Source organism: Chelatococcus sp. KU-N122, assembly GCF_055391085.1.
The window spans coordinates 2,378,808-2,397,264 of the sequence record NZ_AP043981.1 but is presented as its reverse complement, the minus strand read 5'-3'; the positions used below and the strand labels follow the sequence as shown (position 1 = coordinate 2,397,264).

The 18,457-nt window shown below is 65.7% G+C and carries 19 protein-coding genes; 3 read left to right on the top strand and 16 right to left on the bottom strand.

Features of this window, described 5'->3' with window-relative positions; genetic code table 11:
- Positions 1 to 36: 36 nt before the first annotated feature.
- Entirely contained in the window at positions 37 to 1,038 is a 1,002-nt protein-coding gene (gene trbB, locus ACZ5PO_RS10780; protein WP_464193144.1) for a P-type conjugative transfer ATPase TrbB, read from the bottom strand.
- Between the two features lie 423 nt (positions 1,039 to 1,461).
- Between trbB and ACZ5PO_RS10775 the strand changes: the two genes are divergently transcribed.
- From ACZ5PO_RS10775 to ACZ5PO_RS10765, 3 genes are all read left to right on the top strand, one after another.
- A complete protein-coding gene (locus ACZ5PO_RS10775; RefSeq protein ID WP_464193142.1) occupies positions 1,462 to 2,832 on the top strand; it encodes a hypothetical protein in 1,371 nt (456 codons plus the stop codon).
- Positions 2,833 to 3,064: 232 nt separating this feature from the next.
- On the top strand, positions 3,065 to 3,517 hold the full coding sequence (locus tag ACZ5PO_RS10770; RefSeq protein WP_464193140.1) for a hypothetical protein: 453 nt from the start codon (positions 3,065 to 3,067) through the stop codon (positions 3,515 to 3,517).
- Positions 3,510 to 4,556 carry a serine/threonine-protein kinase gene (locus tag ACZ5PO_RS10765; protein ID WP_464193138.1) on the top strand — a complete coding sequence of 349 codons (1,047 nt, stop codon included), beginning with the start codon at positions 3,510 to 3,512 and terminating at the stop codon, positions 4,554 to 4,556. Before ACZ5PO_RS10770 ends, ACZ5PO_RS10765 begins: the two co-directional genes overlap by 8 nt.
- A 274-nt stretch (positions 4,557 to 4,830) precedes the next feature.
- Here the strand turns inward: ACZ5PO_RS10765 and ACZ5PO_RS10760 are convergent, their stop codons facing one another.
- The 15 genes from ACZ5PO_RS10760 to ACZ5PO_RS10690 all read right to left on the bottom strand — a co-directional run bounded on the left by ACZ5PO_RS10760 (position 4,831) and on the right by ACZ5PO_RS10690 (position 18,384).
- Complete coding sequence (locus tag ACZ5PO_RS10760; RefSeq protein ID WP_464193136.1) at positions 4,831 to 6,741, bottom strand: hypothetical protein; 1,911 nt, start codon at positions 6,739 to 6,741, stop codon at positions 4,831 to 4,833.
- A complete protein-coding gene (locus ACZ5PO_RS10755; RefSeq protein WP_464193134.1) occupies positions 6,738 to 7,298 on the bottom strand; it encodes a hypothetical protein in 561 nt (186 codons plus the stop codon). The genes ACZ5PO_RS10760 and ACZ5PO_RS10755 overlap by 4 nt, the downstream gene beginning before the upstream one ends.
- The gene (locus ACZ5PO_RS10750) at positions 7,295 to 8,479 is read right to left on the bottom strand and encodes a dsDNA nuclease domain-containing protein (protein WP_464193131.1); all 1,185 of its coding nucleotides are present in this window, start codon (positions 8,477 to 8,479) and stop codon (positions 7,295 to 7,297) included. Before ACZ5PO_RS10750 ends, ACZ5PO_RS10755 begins: the two co-directional genes overlap by 4 nt.
- A gap of 235 nt (positions 8,480 to 8,714) precedes the next feature.
- On the bottom strand, positions 8,715 to 9,179 hold the full coding sequence (locus tag ACZ5PO_RS10745) for a CopG family transcriptional regulator (protein WP_464193129.1): 465 nt from the start codon (positions 9,177 to 9,179) through the stop codon (positions 8,715 to 8,717).
- 9 nt (positions 9,180 to 9,188) lie between these two features.
- Positions 9,189 to 11,174, bottom strand: a complete 1,986-nt coding sequence (locus ACZ5PO_RS10740; protein WP_464193127.1) for a conjugal transfer protein TraG — start codon at positions 11,172 to 11,174, stop codon at positions 9,189 to 9,191.
- A 149-nt stretch (positions 11,175 to 11,323) separates the two neighbouring features.
- Positions 11,324 to 13,063, bottom strand: coding sequence for a relaxase/mobilization nuclease domain-containing protein (locus ACZ5PO_RS10735; protein WP_464193125.1), 1,740 nt, complete (start codon positions 13,061 to 13,063; stop codon positions 11,324 to 11,326).
- Positions 13,064 to 13,307: 244 nt separating this feature from the next.
- Positions 13,308 to 14,018, bottom strand: coding sequence for a lytic transglycosylase domain-containing protein (locus tag ACZ5PO_RS10730; RefSeq protein WP_464193123.1), 711 nt, complete (start codon positions 14,016 to 14,018; stop codon positions 13,308 to 13,310).
- Between the two features lie 46 nt (positions 14,019 to 14,064).
- On the bottom strand, positions 14,065 to 14,610 hold the full coding sequence (locus ACZ5PO_RS10725) for a S26 family signal peptidase (protein ID WP_464193121.1): 546 nt from the start codon (positions 14,608 to 14,610) through the stop codon (positions 14,065 to 14,067).
- The gene (locus tag ACZ5PO_RS10720; protein ID WP_464193119.1) at positions 14,607 to 15,125 is read right to left on the bottom strand and encodes a DUF2840 domain-containing protein; all 519 of its coding nucleotides are present in this window, start codon (positions 15,123 to 15,125) and stop codon (positions 14,607 to 14,609) included. Before ACZ5PO_RS10720 ends, ACZ5PO_RS10725 begins: the two co-directional genes overlap by 4 nt.
- Complete coding sequence (locus ACZ5PO_RS10715; protein ID WP_464193117.1) at positions 15,122 to 15,376, bottom strand: hypothetical protein; 255 nt, start codon at positions 15,374 to 15,376, stop codon at positions 15,122 to 15,124. Before ACZ5PO_RS10715 ends, ACZ5PO_RS10720 begins: the two co-directional genes overlap by 4 nt.
- The gene (gene parA, locus ACZ5PO_RS10710; protein WP_464193115.1) at positions 15,373 to 16,008 is read right to left on the bottom strand and encodes a ParA family partition ATPase; all 636 of its coding nucleotides are present in this window, start codon (positions 16,006 to 16,008) and stop codon (positions 15,373 to 15,375) included. Before parA ends, ACZ5PO_RS10715 begins: the two co-directional genes overlap by 4 nt.
- On the bottom strand, positions 16,005 to 17,168 hold the full coding sequence (locus ACZ5PO_RS10705) for a replication initiator protein A (RefSeq protein ID WP_464193113.1): 1,164 nt from the start codon (positions 17,166 to 17,168) through the stop codon (positions 16,005 to 16,007). Before ACZ5PO_RS10705 ends, parA begins: the two co-directional genes overlap by 4 nt.
- Before the next feature lie 20 nt (positions 17,169 to 17,188).
- On the bottom strand, positions 17,189 to 17,470 hold the full coding sequence (locus tag ACZ5PO_RS10700) for a helix-turn-helix transcriptional regulator (protein WP_464193111.1): 282 nt from the start codon (positions 17,468 to 17,470) through the stop codon (positions 17,189 to 17,191).
- Between the two features lie 121 nt (positions 17,471 to 17,591).
- Positions 17,592 to 18,239, bottom strand: coding sequence for a DUF2285 domain-containing protein (locus tag ACZ5PO_RS10695; RefSeq protein ID WP_464193109.1), 648 nt, complete (start codon positions 18,237 to 18,239; stop codon positions 17,592 to 17,594).
- On the bottom strand, positions 18,166 to 18,384 hold the full coding sequence (locus tag ACZ5PO_RS10690) for a transcriptional regulator domain-containing protein (RefSeq protein ID WP_464193107.1): 219 nt from the start codon (positions 18,382 to 18,384) through the stop codon (positions 18,166 to 18,168). The genes ACZ5PO_RS10695 and ACZ5PO_RS10690 overlap by 74 nt, the downstream gene beginning before the upstream one ends.
- Positions 18,385 to 18,457: the final 73 nt, after the last annotated feature.

The following is an 18,457-nucleotide window of genomic DNA, read 5'->3' as shown; positions in this document are numbered from 1 at the left end:
CCGCCAGATGGCGGCGGGCGCGGTACACGGATCGGATCACGAGGCATCTCCCGAGGGAACGAGGGTGAGGATCGGCGCGGTCTCGAGCGGCGTGACGCAGTAGTCGCCGTCTGTGGTGAGACCCTCGACGGAAGCGAGCTCGATCAGGCGCCGGGCCGAGCCGCGGCCGGCCAGCACCGCGATGACATCGATGGTCTCGCCGATGAGCGCCCGTGGCACCGTGATGACCGCTTCCTGGATGAGCTGCTCCAGGCGCCTCAGCGCGCCAACCGCGCTGCCGGCGTGAATGGTGCCGATGCCGCCGGGATGACCGGTGGACCAGGCTTTGAGCAGATCAAGCGCCTCAGCGCCGCGCACCTCGCCGATGGGAATGCGATCCGGCCTCAAGCGCAGCGACGAGCGGACCAGGTCGGAGAGCGAAGCAACGCCGTCCTTGGTGCGCATGGCCACCAGGTTCGCGGCCCGGCACTGCAGCTCGCGCGTATCCTCGATCAGCACCACGCGATCGGCGGTCTTGGCGACCTCGGCCAACAAGGCGTTGGTCAACGTCGTCTTGCCCGTCGACGTGCCGCCGGCCACGAGGATGTTCTGTCGCTCGGCAACGGCGACGCGAAGCGCCTCCGCCTGGGCCGCGGTCATGATCCCGGCCACCACGTAGTCCTCGAGCGTGAAGACGCCGAGAGCCGGCTTCCTGATGGCGAAAGCGGGAGCTGCTACGACCGGCGGCAGCAGGCCCTCGAACCGCTCACCCGATCCTGGCAGCTCGGCGGAAACCCGCGGGCTCCCGGCATGAACCTCGGCGCCGACATGGTGCGCGACGAGGCGCACGATCCGCTCGCCGTCGGCCGGCGGGAGCCACTCGCCCGTATCAGCCAAGCCCTCCGATAGCCGGTCGATCCAGAGCCGGCCGTCGGGGTTGAGCATCACCTCGACGACCTGCGGGTCCTCCAGGAAGCCTGCGATGGCCGGCCCAAGCGCCGTGCGCAGCATGCGCGCGCTGCGAAGCCCGGACTCCGATTGCTGGTAAGACGCTGCCATATGGTCCCCGCCCACCTGCGGGCGCACACGACGGCGGCCCTGGATCGGGGATGATTAGAAAAGGCAGGACTGCGGGCACCGCAACAAGCTCAAGGGAGTAGTAGTGGCCTGGCGGGTAATGACAGGAGGACGGCGGATCGCTCTGCGTTGCAACGAGCGAGGGTTCATCCGCCCTCTGACGTCCGCATTGCGCCAGACGCGGCCATTGGCATCTTGCCTGAGAGCGGACGCTGGCGTGCCCGCTGCAGCCATGGCGGGTCTCGACCCGACTCGGCCAGCCAACAGGTCCGCTTGCTGGCTTGCTAATGCCCAGCAAGCGGCAGAGACCGACCAGGGAACCGACACATCGGTCTCACTGCCGCATTTGAATTCGCGCTCGTCAGCTACGATATTTGCAAGCGCGAATCTCGGATGTGCACGCATATGCGCCCAATTTCAAAAATCCGTTTCGACGCCCTAGCGGGTTACGCCCGCCAGCCGTTGTCGCTTTTCCTGGCTGCGGAGATGGCCTGGTTCGAGCATGGCAACGAGCGGGTGCTCGGGACTCTTATCCGCGACAACGAAGACCGCGACTACGGCGGGATCATTATGGCCCTGGACCGGAGGGGCCGCTTCCGCTGCGTCCACGTGAGCCCGTTCATTAAGTCGCGGCGCCATGCAGAAGTTGCAATGCGCCGGGAGATGGAGTCCGTCGCGCACCAGGACGACGCCGAATACTACCAGGGCGACGAAGAAGGCGAGCCGCTGGACTTCTTCACACCGGTGGTCGCGCGTGAGCGCCTGCACCCGGATTTCATCAAGATCGCCGAACAGGAAGGCTTCTCGTCGGCGCGCGGCATCCTCGAGCCAATGATGCACTGGTACGAAGACCCGGACGGCAACTTCGTCGAGCAGTTCCAGACGACCGGGTTCGACGCCCGGATCTGGGAACTCTACTTATTCGCCGCGTTTAGTGAGATGGGCTACCAAATTGACCGCACCGAGGCCGTTCCTGACTTCACCTGCAAGGGTCTCGGAGTCGAGTTCTGCGTTGAGGCGACAACCGTCAACGCCAGCCGCAAAGGTCCGCTGGCAACCGTTCCGTCGCTCGAGACCGAGGAAGGCCGGCTCGCTTTCTTGCGCGAGTTCATGCCCCTAAAATACGGCAGCGCGCTCCATACTAAGTTCAAAAAAAACTATTGGGAGAAGCCCAATGTAAAGGGCAAGCCGCTGGTCTTCGCGATCGCCGACTTTCAGGGCGGCCCGTCCATGATTATGACTCGATCAGGTCTTCATACGTATCTCTACGGATACCATTACGATTGGCATAAGGACGAGACCGGCCACCTGCACATCACTCCTCGGAGGATTGAGAAGCATCGGTGGGGCACGAAGGAGATCGCGTCCGATTTCTTCAGTAAGCCCGGCGCCGAGAACATTAGCGCCGTCGTGTTCAACAACAGCGGTACGATCTCGAAGTTCTTGCGGATAGGTATGCTCGCCGGCTTCGGCTCGCCTCGCGTGACCCTGACGAGGGTCGGCACCGCCGTGGACCATGACCCCGATGCCGCTGAGCCCCTTACCTTCAGGCACGTAGTCAACTCGTCCGATTACAAGGAGACGTGGGTCGAAGGGTTTGACGTGTTTCATAATCCGAACGCCCTCCACCCGGTTGAAGAGTGGATGATGCCCGGCGCGTCTCACCACTGGCTGCTACCGGACAAGCAGATGCGGAGCCACACGCCGGACCGGCAGCCGCTGGGGTCGATAACGCAGATCACGGTGAACGAAAGTGCGACCGTTGAGGCGAGCTAGCAATTTGTGCTTCCCCGAGGCGAGCTCGGCCGCCCGGTCCGCGTCTCTGACCTGACACGCCCAGCTCGGTCGCGCAGGCGGCACGGCGAAGCGCGTCTTCGGCAGGCGCACTCGCGGCCTTTGACGCGAACCCCATAGGTGTCGAGCGGGAACAGGAGTACGTTCGGCTCGCAAGAACGGCGATCCCGAAACTCGCAGCAGTGCGAGCGAAGGTCTGCTGACCGAGGAAGGCATGATCACGATCGGCATCCGAGCCGCGCCGAGGACCGTCACGTTCGCCGTCTACGACAGCGCTACCGAAACGGTGCTCAACGTCGAGGAGATCAAGATCCCGGCCGCCTTCTCGAAGCCGGACGGCTTGAAATACGCGCGCAGCAACCTGCTCGACGTCCTCCGCGAATACCGCGTCGAGCGTGCCGGCGTCCGGATCACGGAGCCGAACGCTGACCCGAACGTCGACCGCGTCCAGTTGGAAGGCGTCATCCAAGAAGCCTTCGCGAGCAGCGACCTCGCCGGCTACTACGTCGGGCAGATCGCGTCGATCTCGGCCCGCATCGGGATCCCGAGGGCGTCCTTCAAGCCGTACATTGATGGCGAGGAGAACTACCCTGTCGACGGATGGAGCGGGATGTCAAAGGAAAGGCGCGAGGCGGTCCTGACCGCGTTGGGGGCGGTCGATGCTTAGGCCCTACAACCGCGCCCAGGTCACGTTCGACCTGATCAGGGAGATCGGCCAGGATGGACACAACTCGCGCACCTACGTGGCCCGCGACCACCAACTCGACGCGGAGATCGTGATCAAGGAGATCCAGAAGGCGAGCCTTGCCTCCGCGCCCAGCTTCTTCGAGGAGTCGAAGGCGCTCTATGCCAGCGCCCACCCGAACATCGTCCAGATCCATTACGCCTGCGAGGACGCGGACGCGATCTATCTCGGGTTGCCCTTCTACCGCCGTGGATCCGTCAAGAGGCTGATGGCGGCTCAGAGGTTGACCGTCAGGGAGATCGTGACGCTCGGCTGCAATGTTCTCAGCGGGCTGCACAACATCCACTCGAAAGGGCTAATCCACTTTGACGTGAAGCCGGACAACGTGCTCCTGTCGGAACGTGGCGAGGGCCTCCTGTCTGATTTCGGGCTCGCGAAGCAGATGAACTTCGCCGGCGTGGCGCTCCAGGACCGGCTCTATAACAAGATGGTCCCGCCCGAGGCGACGCGCGGGACCGATCGTTTCGACCGCACGTTCGACATCTACCAGTTCGGCCTGACCCTCTACCGCATGTGCAACGGCGACGGGGCGTTCGATGCGCAGTACGCGGCGTACGGCGCCGGCGCGGCGTTCGACCGGATCGCGTTCCGTAATGACGTGAGGAACGGTCGCTTTCCCGACAGGCGCGCATTCCCGCCGCACGTGCCGTCCCGGCTTCGGACCGTGATCCGGACCTGCATCGAGACCGACGCCGCGAACCGGTACCAATCCGCCGTCGACGTCTCGAACGCGCTCGCCGACATCTCTGGGGAAACGTTGGACTGGCGGCTCGTCGAAACGCGTGATAGGAGGATGTGGGCAAAGAACGAAAACGGAACATTGTACGAGTTCACAGTGCCGAGCACGGGGCCGACTGAGTGCTACAAAACGGTCAATGGCGGCCAGAGGCGCAGGCACACGGCGGGGTGCAGGCCGACCATGACAGATCGCGACATCAAGACGTTCCTGGGCTCCTATTGATGAAGCGGGTCAGGAACGACCCCAGCAAATACGTGAAGCGGTCGGATATCGGCCCGAAGCGGCAGGACCGATCGACGGAGCGACGCACCCCCGAGCAAGCCCAGCGGGAGAGGGACTACTTGGTCGCGCCGATCGATGATGCTGGCTACATCGACTTCAGCGTTCCGGCGGCTGCGCGCCGTCGCTAGCTAGAGGCGAAGCGGATGCCCTTGAAGCCATTGTCGCCGATCAGATCCCGACGACGTACCTGTACTGACCGCGTTCGCGAGCGGTTTCAGGCGATGTGAACGTGGGTCAGGATTTGAACGTGGACGCCGGTCAGGCCGGCAAAGGCGGAGCCGGTGATGATCAACTGAGCACCCTCGAAGGCCTCGTCCTTCAGAAGATCGATGAAGGGCTGGACGATGAAGTTCTCTTTATCTCCGATGGACTCGCCGGAAAACTCACCGGGAACGTCAATGATTGCCAGTCCCGGATAGTGGGTCTGAGGGCGGGGGCTGAGAGACAAGAGGCCGTAGTTGTAGGCCATCAGGAAATAGAGGGTGTCGGTCCCGCCCAAGGCGCCCTGCCACTTCTTGCGCCCGATCCGGAAGGTGACGCTGGACCGCGTCAGATCGATCTCGACCGGGCTGTGCTTCCAGGTGTGGGGCCGCTCGCGATTGAGCGCTTCGAGATAGGCGTTCATTCCGTCCTCGAGCCACTGGGCCGCCGCGTCGAAGTCGATCCTCCTGAAGGACTCGTCGACCCGGTCCGCCAGCGGCCTGATCTGGTCTTCAAGCGCCTGGACCTGGGTCGTCAGGGATTTGCCCAGTTCGAGCGCCGCGGTCACGCGATCCATCTGCTTGGCGCGCTCGGCGGCCTGACCTAGGGCGACATCGATCGCGCTGACGTCGGCCTGAGCGAGCGCGGCAACGGCCTGACGCGCTGGACCGAGCTCGACCTCGATCGCGCGCAAGGCCTGCTCCGCCGCCCGCGCCTCCGACGCCTGCTTTTCGACATCGCGACGCAAGATATCAAGGAGATCATCCGCCTCTTTCAGCTCGCCTTTCAACCGGTCCTGTTCAAACCGAAGACGCACGACGCCGAGCCCCTCGATCTCGGGGTCGTCGGGGAGATGCTGGTGACAGACGAAGCAGTGATCCGGATCATGCGCCGCCTTGAGCGCCTGGTCGCAGGCCGGACAATGGGTGACGCGCAGGTCGGAAAGGATGTCGCCAGCGTCCGCCGCGCGAGCCATGCGGTCGATCTCGTCAGCGAGATCCTTTCGGTATCTCAAGACGTCCTTGAGCCGTTCCTCAGCCGCATGGCGCTTGCGGCTGACTGCCGTCAACGCCTCCAGCGTTTCCGCCCGCGCGTAACTGAGAGACTCGACCCGAGACCGCTGAGCAAGGGGGACGGTCCGTGCGCTGGCCTCGGCGAGAAGGCGCATGCGCTCGTCTTGAAGCTTGTCGACGGTGTCGCGCAGCCGTTGCCGGGCGGCGAAGATAGTTGTGTCGCTCACGCCGAGGTTAACATCGTCGGCGTCGAGGAGATCGGCCGCCAGATCATTCAGGGTTTGGCCATACTGTTCTCGTCGCGCCCGAAGGTTCATGGCTTCGAGACGCAACTTCACCAGGACGCCGTAGTCCTCGCTGTATACGCGGTCGGCTAGACCTAAGAAAGACAGCAGGCTGGCGTGGAACTCCGCGTCAGGCTGGAGGTCGACGAGACCGCCCCAGAACCGTTGCTGTCGATGGATATGGCGAAGCAGGCTTCTGAAGCTAAGTTCGGGCCAAGTCTGGCCGGACGCCGGATTGCCTTTGGGAAAGTTCACCACGGGGATGGCGAGCTTCTCCATGAGCCAATGCTGGAACTCTCGGGCGAGCATGCCCTCGCCGTCCACGAAGACCTTTCCCTTGGCCCCTGGCTGGGTCCAGCGGCGCTCTATGCGGAAGGCGTCTTCGCCGATCTGAAGCACAGCCCCGGCGGCGTCGTACTTCTCCGCCAGGCCCTCCGCGTCAGCACTCTCGTAGGGATTGGCGCCCGGATCGCCGAGGAGAAAGTCGAGCGTCTGGAGCCATTTGGTCTTGCCTGTGTTGGGCGGTCCAACGAAGACGTTCACGCCGGTCTCGAACTCCAAGGTTTCGACATTGCCTGTCGCTGGGCGTCGATCAATGGAGGTGACGGATAGAAAGGCGCCGCTCATGGGGTGATGACCTGACCGAGGGTGCGCTTGCCGACTTCCTTGTCGAACAGGCGGTAGATAAGATCCTTGAGGAACGTGCCGGACTTCGATCCGAACACATTTTTCACCGCGCGCTGGCGGGCGATCAGATCCTGGAAAGACGGCCTGGCGGCGAGTGCCTTGGCCCGCTCCTTGCCTAAGGGCGACAGGGCGATCTGGTAGGACTGCTTGTGCTTGGTCACGGTGATCAGCTGCTTGGCCTCGAGCACGCCGAGCACCTGATAGTATCGCTTGTCCCAGGGTCCGTAGTGGTGCCGCACCATCGAGGATTCCACGGCGTCGTCCTCGCGGGTCGTCGCCGTGACCGCCTTGTCGACCGCGGCGCGCGCCGCTTCAAAGAAGTCGGGATACCGCGTGAAAAAGTCCAGCTTGGCCATTTTCGTCAAGCCGTCGATCCGGCCGGATGTGCCGCAGACGTGCACCAGGAGCAGCAGTCTCGCGGCATGAAACTCCAGGATGTCATCGGCCGCGAGTGGTAGACTCGCCGGCTGCATTCCAAGACGAGCGAGCGACTTCACAGGGCGACCCTGTCGAAACGCAACAAGCATCGATCCGCGATGTCGTAGAGGCAGCCCATGAGGAACGCCGCCTGATCTTTGGCGCCACTGGGGCGCGCGGCGTTCAGGGCGTCCATCTCCGCCAGGCAGCGGGCATGGAACTGCGGTCCTTTCAAATCGAGGACGCCCGCGGCGAGGTCGGCGCTGAGCGATTGAACCATGGATTTGACCTGTTCCTGAAGCCCTTCTGCCGTTTCGGGCTCCATATAGGTCGCGGTTCGGACCTTCGCGGCGTAGCCGAGGCGAAGGTTGACGGCCATAGCGATGAGCGATTCCGGAAGGTCGGCCGCCCTCATCTTCTCGGCGAGGGCGCCGCCGGAAGGAGCTTGGGCGCCCTGCGCCAGTTTAGCGAGCCGTTGCTGCCACCAACCAACGGCTTCCGCGCGCATGACGACCTTCCGGGCCTTGTCGGGTATCCATTTGGCGTCACCCGCTGCCTTGACCCAAGCTCGCATCTCGGTGAGGAGCACATTCATCTGCTCCAGCAGCAGCAGCTGGCCCGCTTTTTCCGCGAGATGGAACAGCCGAACGACGTTGGCCTTCTGGACCGTCTTCAGATCATGACGCACGTCCCAGAGACAATTTTCCAGCCAATACCTGCAGCCGTTATCCTTCGGCGATCTCAGTCCGGGGAAGCGGGCATTCAGAGCAGTCTCCAGCGCCGTCATGGCGTCGCAGCCGGGCCTTCGGCCATCCGCGCCGAAGGCGTAGGAGAGCGGGGTCAAGTCCGAAACGACGGGACGAAGGGTCACCATGCGGAAGGCGGCGACCTCATCGTGTTCATCGCGCCCGAGCGACGTCTCGAAGATCGACGTGCCCACGGCGTCCCTCTTCTTGCGCTGGCAGATGTCGGCGACTGACCAGAGCTTGTCGGGCTCGCCGGCCTTCACTTGAACGAACTCGGCCGTCGGCTTGCCCTGGGTCGCGCCCAAAGCGCGAACGAGGATCAGATCATCGTGGGTCTCGAAGTGGATCTTGGCTAGACCCGCATCTTCAATCATATCGAGTAGAAACCCGACTGCGATCTCGTCCTGATAGGAGAACCCTTGTCTTGCGACCGGGCCGCCCTGCTCCTTGGGAATGGCGTTGTCGATCGACGGCCAAGACTTTGGTTGCTGCGCTGTCGCCACAGTCTCAGGCAAGACGCGTCAGCCAGAAATTGAAACTATGCACAGCCCCCTCGCGCTGCGTTCATTTGCTGGACTGTAACTGCCAGTCTCCGCATCCTACAAGTGTGCTGGCGGCTAAGCTAGCGCATGCGTGCCCGGCTTCTCCAAAAAAGGCCAATCGAAAGTGCCGGATGAATCAGGTTCGGATCCACTAAGATCAAGCTGAGCATCGGTTTGCGAAGCCGACGTTTGGAACGTCAGCGATGGGTCAGGAGCGGTCCTGGGCCGTCGCCGAAGGGGGGCGCTCGTTGAACGCTCCCGATACATCCTCGGCAACCTCCTCCCTGACCCGCGGCCCCTTGGCGAGCCGGCGGCCGAGCGCGGCAACGAAAGCGTCATAGCGCGCGCCGGCCTGAGCCCGAGCCGCAGCCTGCGCCGGCTCCGGCAAGGGCGGATTGGTCGTCAGCCAGAAGCGCACGAACACGGCCATCATCTCGATGGAGATGCCGAGGTCGCGTTCCAGGCGGGTCAGCCGCCGATCGAGCTGGTCGAGCCGCTTGGTGGTGACCGCCTCCTGCCGCTCGGCCGCGTCTGGGGACAGAAACGAGGCGATGGCGGCTTCAGCGACGAGGGAACGCGAGTGCTCGCGGCGTGCGGCGTAGTCGGCCAGGGCCTTCATGATGTCCGGCTCGAGGTAGACCGACAGACGCCGCTTCTTGGGAGACTTCGACATCGTGTGGCCTCAGAGCTCCATGCCGTCGTTGGGATCGAGCGAGACTTGGCGGGCAACGCCCTGCATGACCCGGTTCATGCGGCTCACGCGGACGCTGTCGTCTTCCGCGTCGGCGTCGAACTCGGCGGCAAACTCGTTGTCGATCGGGACCGTCCGCTCAACGATGACCGTCCTGTTCAGTTCGGGCTGGTGGCGCCGCTCGGAGCCAGTCGGATCCTCGTCAGAAGCTGCCTCATCTCTCGCGGCCAGCCCGGCGAGCGGCCGGGGCGGTATCGGCAGGCCGCTCCAATCGTCGGCCTGTGCCTCGCCGCGCTTCGTCAGCACGGGCGGCGGCAGCACTCGTTCCTGAAGCCGCCGGTCCTCGTAGTAGCGGGCCTTCTTCGCCCGGAGGGGCGGCGTGCCCGCCACCATGACGATCTCGTCCATCGGAGGAAGCTGCATCACCTCGCCGGGAGTCAGCAGCGGTCGCGCCGTCTCCGAGCGCGAGACCATCAGGTGGCCAAGCCAGGGGCTGAGCCGGTGCCCGGCATAGTTCTTCATCGCCCGCATCTCGGTCGCGGTGCCCAGGGCGTCGCTCACGCGCTTGGCCGTCCGCTCGTCATTGCTCGCGAAGCTGACGCGCACATGGCAGTTGTCGAGGATCGAGTTGTTCGGGCCATAGGCCTTCTCGATCTGGTTCAGGGATTGCGCGATCAGGAAGCTCTTGAGGCCGTAGCCGGCCATGAACGCCAGTGCGGACTCGAAGAAGTCGAGCCGGCCGAGCGCCGGGAACTCGTCGAGCATGAGCAGCAGACGATGCCGGCGACCCTTCGCCTGCAGGTCTTCGGTCAGGCGCCGACCGATCTGGTTGAGGATCAGGCGGATCAGCGGCTTGGTGCGGGCAATGTCGGACGGCGGCACGACGAGGTAGAGCGTCGTGGGCTCAGCTGCGCCAACGAGGTCGGCAATGCGCCAGTCGCAGCGGCGCGTGACGGTGGCGACGACGGGATCGCGGTAGAGGCCGAGGAACGACATGGCGGTCGACAGCACGCCCGAGCGCTCGTTCTCGGACTTGTTGAGCAGCTCCCGTGCGGCGCTGGCGATGACCGGGTGAGGCCCGGCCCCGCCAAGGTGGGCGGTCCGCATCATGGCTTCGAGCGTCGCCTCGATCGGCCGCTTCGGGTCGGACAGGAACGCCGCGACACCCGCCAGCGTCTTGTCGGCCTCGGCATAGAGCACGTGCAGGATGGCGCCGACCAGAAGGGCATGGCTGGTCTTCTCCCAGTGGTTCCGCCTGTCGAGGCTCCCTTCCGGGTCAACCAGGATGTCGGCGATGTTTTGGACATCGCGGACCTCCCACTCGCCGCGGCGCACCTCGAGCAATGGATTGTAGGCCGCCGAGGCCGCGTTGGTCGGATCGAACAGCAGCACGCGGCCGTGCCTGGTGCGGAAGCCGGCGGTGAGCTGCCAGTTCTCGCCCTTGATGTCGTGGACGATGGCGGAGCCGGCCCAGGTCAGCAGCGAGGGCACGACCAGGCCAACGCCTTTGCCCGAGCGGGTGGGCGCGAAGCACAGCACATGCTCCGGCCCGTCATGGCGAAGATAGTCGGGGCCGAGCTTGCCGAGCACGACGCCATCGTCACCGAGCAGGCCGGCGGCCTTCACCTCATCGGGCCTGGCCCAGCGGGCTGAGCCATAGGTCTCGACGTTCGCAGCCTCTCGCGCCCGCCACACCGACATGGTGACGGCGGCGGCGATGGCAATGAATCCGCCCGATGCGGCGATGACCGCGCCCTTGAGGAAGATTGCCGGCGCATAGGCGTCGAAGGCGAACCACCACCAGAAGAAGGCAGGGGGGTAGTGGATCGGCCAACCGAGAAGCTCGAACCATGGCCGTCCAAGCTGCGGCTGAAAGCCGAGTTCCCACGCCGTCCACTGCGTCGCCGTCCAGGTCGCGACGAGCACGATCAGAAAGACGACGAGAACCTGCCCCCAGAGGATTTTGGTCGCGGGCAAGAGGCTCCCTCCTTCGCGTAGGAGGTCGGTCGTGAACGGCGTCAGCGTCAAGCCAACGGGGGGCGGCGTAGCGCAGTGATCGCGCCATGGCGCAGGAATACAGGGAACAGCGCAGGCCGGCCTGCATGGCTACGCGGCAGTCGTCCGGTTCAGATGCCCAGTCCCCGCCTGCGGCCAAAGTCCCAGTCGATGCCGCCGTCGGCGCGCGCGAGACCGGAGACATGGCGACCGACGTTCTTTTCGAGCGATGGCGACCAGGGCACGAGCTGGAAGCCGAGGCCATCGTCGATCATGGCGAAGCGGCCGGAGGCGAGCGCGAAGCGCTGCCGATAGGTGCCGGAAACATATTCGCCGGCGGCGGCACGGTTGAACGGGCGTCCGCTGTCCGCCGCAAGCTTCTCCGCGAGCGCGTCCAGCTCGCGCCGGCGCAGAGTCTCGATGAGGTTGCGACTGAAGCTCACGCCCCGGCCCTGTCGCTCGGCGAGACCCTCCTTGATCAGGTGCTCGGTGCGTCGATCAAGAGCGTCGCGGACCTCGGCACCAAAGCCGCCGATGCCAAGTGCAACGGGCTCACGGGAAATCGCCTGGCGGTCGAGCCAGGTGGCTCCGTCGGCCGTGACCTGCTGCTCGATCGAGAGGTCCGATCGGACCGCGAGCGCGACGCGCCGGCGGCCCTGCGCATCCTCGAACTTGCGCAGCTCGACAATCGCGCCTGGGGCGCCGTCACCGGCGGCGTCGAGATCCGGCAGCGTGACGTGGTGCGTGCGGCCGTCGACGCCATCGACAATGGCATAGGCGCTCCCGTTCAGCTCGTCGTCGAGACCGCGATCGACCAGCCGGCCGGTGACGGGTTCGTCCAGGCTCTCGCTCGCCAGCACGTAGCTCGCCGCACCCCGCTCGATGCCGCGCTCGGCGAGGCCGCGGTGAATGCGTTTGATGATGTCGCCGCGTTCGCCGAGCTCGCGCAACGTCGCCTCGGCGTCTTCGGCCATCGACCACTGGCCGGGCCCGACCAGGTCGGCCAGGCCGAGCGCTTCCAGCTTGCGCAGCCGGCCGACCTTCAGCGCATGGAATTCATCGGGCTGCCGGTCAGCATGCGGCGCAAGGTCGATGACGCCGGTGCGGTTGCTGTCGCGCGCGAGTTGGCGATCGAGGTTGGTCCAGCGCTCGGCCTCGATCTGGCGCTCCAGCGTACGGCGGATGTCATGATCAGTCCTCGGCCCGAGCTCCTGCGTGACCAGGTCGCGCGCCCGGTCGCGCATCCCGTCCTTGACGTAGTCGCGCGCGATGACAAGGTTCTCGCCATCATCCCGGACGCCGCGCACGATCAGGTGGACGTGGGGATGCTCGGTGTTCCAGTGGTCCACGGCGACCCAGTCGAGCTTGCTGCCGAGGTCCTTCTCCATCTGCCCGACCAGCTCGCGCGTGAAGACCTTGAGATCGGCCATCTCGACAGCGTCGTCAGGTGAGACGATGAAGCGAAAGTGGTGCCGGTCATCCTCGCACCGCTCCGCGAAGGCTTTGGGATCGACCTCATCCGTACCGGGGCCGAACAGCCGCGCCTTCTCACCGTCCCGGGTGACGCCCTCGCGGCGCAGATAGCCGAGATGGGTTTGGAGCGACGCGCTCCGCCCACTGTGACGGACAACGCGTGTTTTGATGACGGCGCCGCGGGAGCGCGAGGTGATGAGGCGGTTGGCCTGAATCGAGGCGCGCTGGCCCCGGCCGAACCGCGAGCGCGCGCCGGAGCCAACCCCTCCTTTCCCGGAGACCGAGCCGCCGGCGCGCTGGGCGGCCGCCAGTGCCTGGGCGACGAAGGGCCGCGCGCGCTGTGCCCTCGTCGAGCGGATGCGGCCTGGCCGGATGCGGAACTCGTCCTCGCCGCTCATGGCCAGAACCCCGCACATCGCGTGATGGCGCTGAGGACCTTACGAAATCGAAGAGGCCGCAGGCCGCGCCGGTCCGGCGCACCTCGCGAATTTGCAGCATAACCCTTTGAACCAGCACGACCGACCGCCGGCGCACATCGCGCCCCTTTATCCTGCCATCCCACGGTCGGGCGCTTGTATTCGCCTCCGGATCCTCTCTGTGCTGCTCGGGAGCACGCCCGTCCGCGATCTCTGGCAGGAGCGATCACTGCCGGCCTCCGAGGGCTGGCGGCGTGATGAACAGGCCCGCGGCTTGCGGCATGAGGGCAGAGGATTCACGTGCAACCAGATTGCCGGCAGAACGACCTTCGGTCTGCACGGAAGTGGCCGGTGGCGTGCCTTCTGGTCGTGTGACGAATAGCGGCGCGTGACGCCACGCCACCGGATTGTTCGCGTCGACTTTGGCAAATTCGACCTCGCCGCCACCAACAAGCGGTCCAAGCATCGCGACATACGCCCGCGTTTCGGCCGGCAGCGTGCCATCGCCGACAAGGAAGGCGTCATAGCGGGCGGGACCCACGTTGTAGGCCGCGAGAAAGCCCGGCGCGCCGTAGCGGTCGTGCAGCTCGCGCAGGTAGGCGGCGCCCGCCAGGATATTGTCGCGCGGAGCGAACGGGTCGCTGCCGAGATGGTAGCGCGCTCGTAGCTCCGCCCACGTGTCGGGCATGAGCTGCATGAGGCCCATCGCGCCCTTCGATGAAACGGCGCGGGCATCGTCGGCGCTCTCGACGCGCATGACGGCCCGAATCCAGGCAGCCGGAATGCGGAAGCGCTGTGATGCCTCGGTGACATGAGCTGCGTGGGGATCTTCCGAAACGACGCGCGGTCGCTGCTCGCTTGCTGCTGGACAGACCGGCGACAGCGCAGCCATGCCGACGAGGCCAGGCAACAAGCAGCAAGCGGCGAGCCGATGCATAACCGGGTTCCCATTCTGTCGTCGTGCGAGGAAGGAGGCGTTCCGGTCAACGCGTCGGCGCAAACCATTCAAAGCGGCCTGAATTGTCCGAGGCGGTCCATAGCGGTACCGCGCGGCCGATGATCGAGCTCATCGAGACTGGCCCGAAATACCGCCCATCGAGGCTGTCGCGCACGCCCCCATTCATGAGAAAGACCTCGCCGTCGGCGATGCGGCGGCAGCCCTGCCAGGCCGGCAAGCTGCGGCCTCGCCGGTCGCGGTCCAACGCGTCGCCCATCGCAATCCCATCGACGGTGATGGCGCGGCCCGTACGGCAAACCTCTTGCCCGGGGAGCGCCAGCACGCGCTTCATCAACAACACGCCACGCGGCAGGTATTGTCGTTCGGCCAGGAAGCCCGCAAGCGGTTCTGGTGCGTCGACGGCGACGAGATCGGGCACCTCGAGCTGCCCCGGCGGGCCGATGAGGTAGAGGCCGATCGGCGCGCTGGCCGACGCGTTCCAGATCAGCTTCGGCGTAATCGGGACGACTGACAGGCCGCCTGTCACCAGTGCAGCGAGGGACGTCGTCATGACATAGCCTATGCGCATCACGGCCCGGCCCTCAGGCGCTTCAAGTGGGCGCGATGCTGACCCTGCGTGTACGCGCGCGGCTCATGGCCGGCGGTCAGCCGGTTGTGGATGTGGCGCCAATGGTCGGGCGACACCTCTGTGGGATCGATGCCGAGCGCTTCAATGGCTTTGATCGCCCGCAGCACGCACCCAACCTTGGACCAGCCACTGAGCTTGAGCAGAATGTCGCCACCGGGACGTACGAACGGCAGCGTCTGATAGGGCTCGCCCGGCGACACGGTGCGGACGATGTCGATGCGCGAGATCATCGTCCCGTAATCGTTGGCGGCCCAGCGCACGAGCGCAAAGACACAGCCGGGGCGGAACGAATGAAGGCTTCGGCATCGGTCGAGGAAGTGAACGTCGCTGGACTGGCCGAAGCGAATCCAGAACTCGATCCGCTTGGCGATCCACGTCAGCTCGACGCGGGTGAGGTCATCGGCGTGCGCGGCCGGCCATTGGCCAGCGCCCGCGGGGAAAGCCGCGTGGTTGGTCATTGCGTGTCCTCGTCGGTCTTTGGGAATTCGCGCACGAAAAGCTCGCGCAGCATGTCGGCGACGGTGACGCCGCGCCGGAACGCCACGATCTTGATGCGGCCGCGGAGCTCAGGCGTGACGTCGATAGTCAGCCGGGCGGTGAAGCCAGCCGCATCATCGCTGCGCACCGGTGGTGCTTCGGCCGCTTTGATCCAGCTCTCGGCGTCGCCCGGCCGCGCGGCGAAGCCGCGTTTCGGAGCGCGCTCCGTCACCCAAGCCTCCCGACCTCGGCGGCAAACCGGGTGATCTCGCGCGCGGCGGGACCCTGTTCGTCGATCTCGAAGACGAGCCGGCCGGACTGCGCCGCATCGGCGAAGGCGACGCGCTGACCGATCTTGCTGGCGAGCACCGGCGGATCGTGGTCCGCCAGGCTCTCGGCCGTTTCTCGGGCGATGATGGTGCGGGCGCCGCAACGGTTGAGCGCAAAGCGCGCGGCGAGCTGTGGGCGGAAGATGCGCGCCTCGTTCAGCAGCTTCAGCATCTCGCCAGAAGCCCAGCCGTCAAAGGGCGATGGTTGCACCGGGATCAACACCAGGTCGGCGGCGAGCAGCGCTGAACGCATCAGGCCGGCAATGCGCGGCGGGCCGTCGATGACGACGTGATCGGCGTCGCGCGCCAGCTCCGGCGCCTCGCGGTGCAACGTATCGCGTGCCAGGCCGATGACGCCGAAGAGTCGGGGCGCTCCTTCTCGTGCCCGCTGCTCGGACCAGTCGAGCGCCGAGCCCTGCGGGTCGGCATCGACGAGGGTGATGCGCTTGCCCTGCCTCGCCCATTCGCCAGCGAGATGAAGCGCAAGGGTGGTCTTGCCGACTCCGCCCTTCTGGTTGAGGAGCGCGACGATCACGGCCGATCTCCTGCCTTGCGATGGAAGAGCCGCCGTTTTGGATGCGCAGTATCCAGAGCCGTAGATGCGGCTTTGCGGAAAGACGTCTCGCGTTTACGTGGCGCCGAGCCTGGTTCTTCGATCGCCTTTTGATCGTCGATGATTGGTCTTTCCAGGCGCAGACAGCCCCTAGAACCGTTAGATTCTCCGTTAGAATATAAGTTAGAGGCGCGATTTGCGGTGTGATTTCTGACAGTTAAGCCGTGTTTGGGTTCCGGATGGCACGTGCCCCTGGTTCCCGAAGGCACGCGCGGACGGGTTCCGGAAAGCACGAGGCTATCCACAGCCCGCCCACAGGTGGGTCTCGGTTCGAAGGCGAGTACGGAGCGGCCGCCAACATCGAGTTCGAGGAAGAGCAGGTAACCCGGCAGCGGCTGCCGCCGGATGATGTCACGCAGCTCGAAGGCGAAGCGCTTGAAGGGCGAGAGGCTGCCCGATTTTAGGTGGAGATGGCGGAAGTCGAAGCGCCAGCCATGGCGCTGATGGCCCCCATGCTTGCGCACGATGCGATAGAGCCAGCGCTCGAGGCCACCGGTCAGGTCGAAGTAGGCGCGGTCGATGGTGAGGATGAGCGCGTCGTCGAGGACGGCGCGGTAAAACCAGTCCGGAACGATGAGCTCGATGCCGGTCCCGTTGCCGCGCCGATCGGTGCGTTGTTGCCACTCGTTGATCCAGGAGAAGCGATGGCGCCACCCTTCCGTCGGCTGGCGGATGGAGGTGGCGACGGTGGTGGTCTGGAGCCGATCGAGCGCCGCCTTCAGGCGCAGATAGTCACGCACCGAGGTGCCGCGCCCGATGAAGGTCAGGATCTCGTAGGGGGTGGCGGCCATCAGGCGCGAGGTGCGCAAGCCTTTGTCGCGCGCCTCGACGATCTGGCTTGCCGCCCAGATCAGAATGTCGGCGTCCCAGATCGTGGCCATGCCGTGATCAGGCACGGCCTCGACCCGGATCCAGACGTCGCCGGCGACGAAATCGATCGGCCGGATCCGGCGCGACTTGGCGAGGCTGAAGAAGGGGTAGGCCATGAGGTCCTGGGCGTCGCGGGGGGCGTGATCGGCCGGGCGCGCCCGGAACAGCTCGAGCTGTCCGCGCTCCGGCGATGGGCGATGTCGCGGCGGCATCGAGCAATGCTGCGGGGCGATCAGCGGCCGTAGCGGCCGGCATGCGGCGCCGGCGGGGGCTCATGTCGCCTGGCGGGCAACACCGAGCCGCGCGGATCGGAGGTCGACGTGACGGCGCCGCGATCGGCCCAGGCTTGCAGATCGTCGACGGCGTAGACGACGCGGCCGCCGAGTTTTCGGTAGGCCGGGCCGGTGCCGTAGGTCCGGTGCTTCTCCAAAGTCCGACCGGACAGGCCGAGAAAGCGGGCGGCTTCGGGGGTGCGCAGAAAGCGCGGCGGCAAGCCGGCGAGCGGATCGGGCATGAAAGGCCTCCGTGACGTTGGGGGCGCGCCACTTGGAAGAGCGGCGCTTCGAGGGTCACGATGGCGGAGGGGCGTCGCGGAGGGGGATGCCGGAGATGTGGGGTCGCGTTTTCGATATCCCTCAGGAGGAGGAGGCTCGCTGGCGCATGCGCAGCGGATAAGTCAGCAGCTCGCGATAGCCGCCACCCATGAGCCTGAGGCCGAGCTGAACGAGACGCACGGTGCGCTGGTGCAGGTCGTGGGTCTTCCAGCCGCGGCTCGGCACCCGGTCGGCGCCGAACAGCGTCTCGGCAACGGTGCGGTAGGTGGCACCGTCCAGGCGGGCGTCGAGCGCCCTCAGAGCCAGCGCCAGACGTTGCCGTCGCTGATGAGGCAATGCCCGGAACACAGGGCCAGGCGGATGCCCTGAGAGCGCCCGCCACAGACGGCGGGCGGCGTGGGCCCGAAGCTCAAAAGCTTCGTCGAGCGGCAATGTGGCGGCGTAGCGTCTGCCGCTGAGCGGCCTGTCGCTGAGCAGCGCTCGATGCTCGACGCCGCCGAGGCGCAGCAGCACGCAATAACCGTCAGGCGTCCGACGGAGGTCGACGGGAAGCTCGGACCAGTTCAGGACAAGGGAGTTGGCGGCGCGCGGGTCATCAATTCGTGTCAGCGGCACGATCGCGGGCAGCGCGTCGTAGCGCCAGAAGACCGGCTGCTCAGTCGCTGGAATCCTTGGATCGGCGGCGAAAGTAGAGACACCAGCGGCGCATGCGAACTTCAGCCAAAGCATCCTCGTCGGATGCCGCCGCGGCTGCCCTCAGCGCATCGTCGACGTATCTCGGGTTGCGCCGCAGAAACTCGAAGGCAACGCCTGCGGTATCGAGCCCTTGGACATGCTGATAGGCGGCTGCCGACCGCCAGTTCGTTCGCTCCATCGCGCGCCTCGAATCATCGAGAGGATGAGACGAGGATTGTTCGCAACCGGTGCGCGCTGGGGAGCCCGCTAGA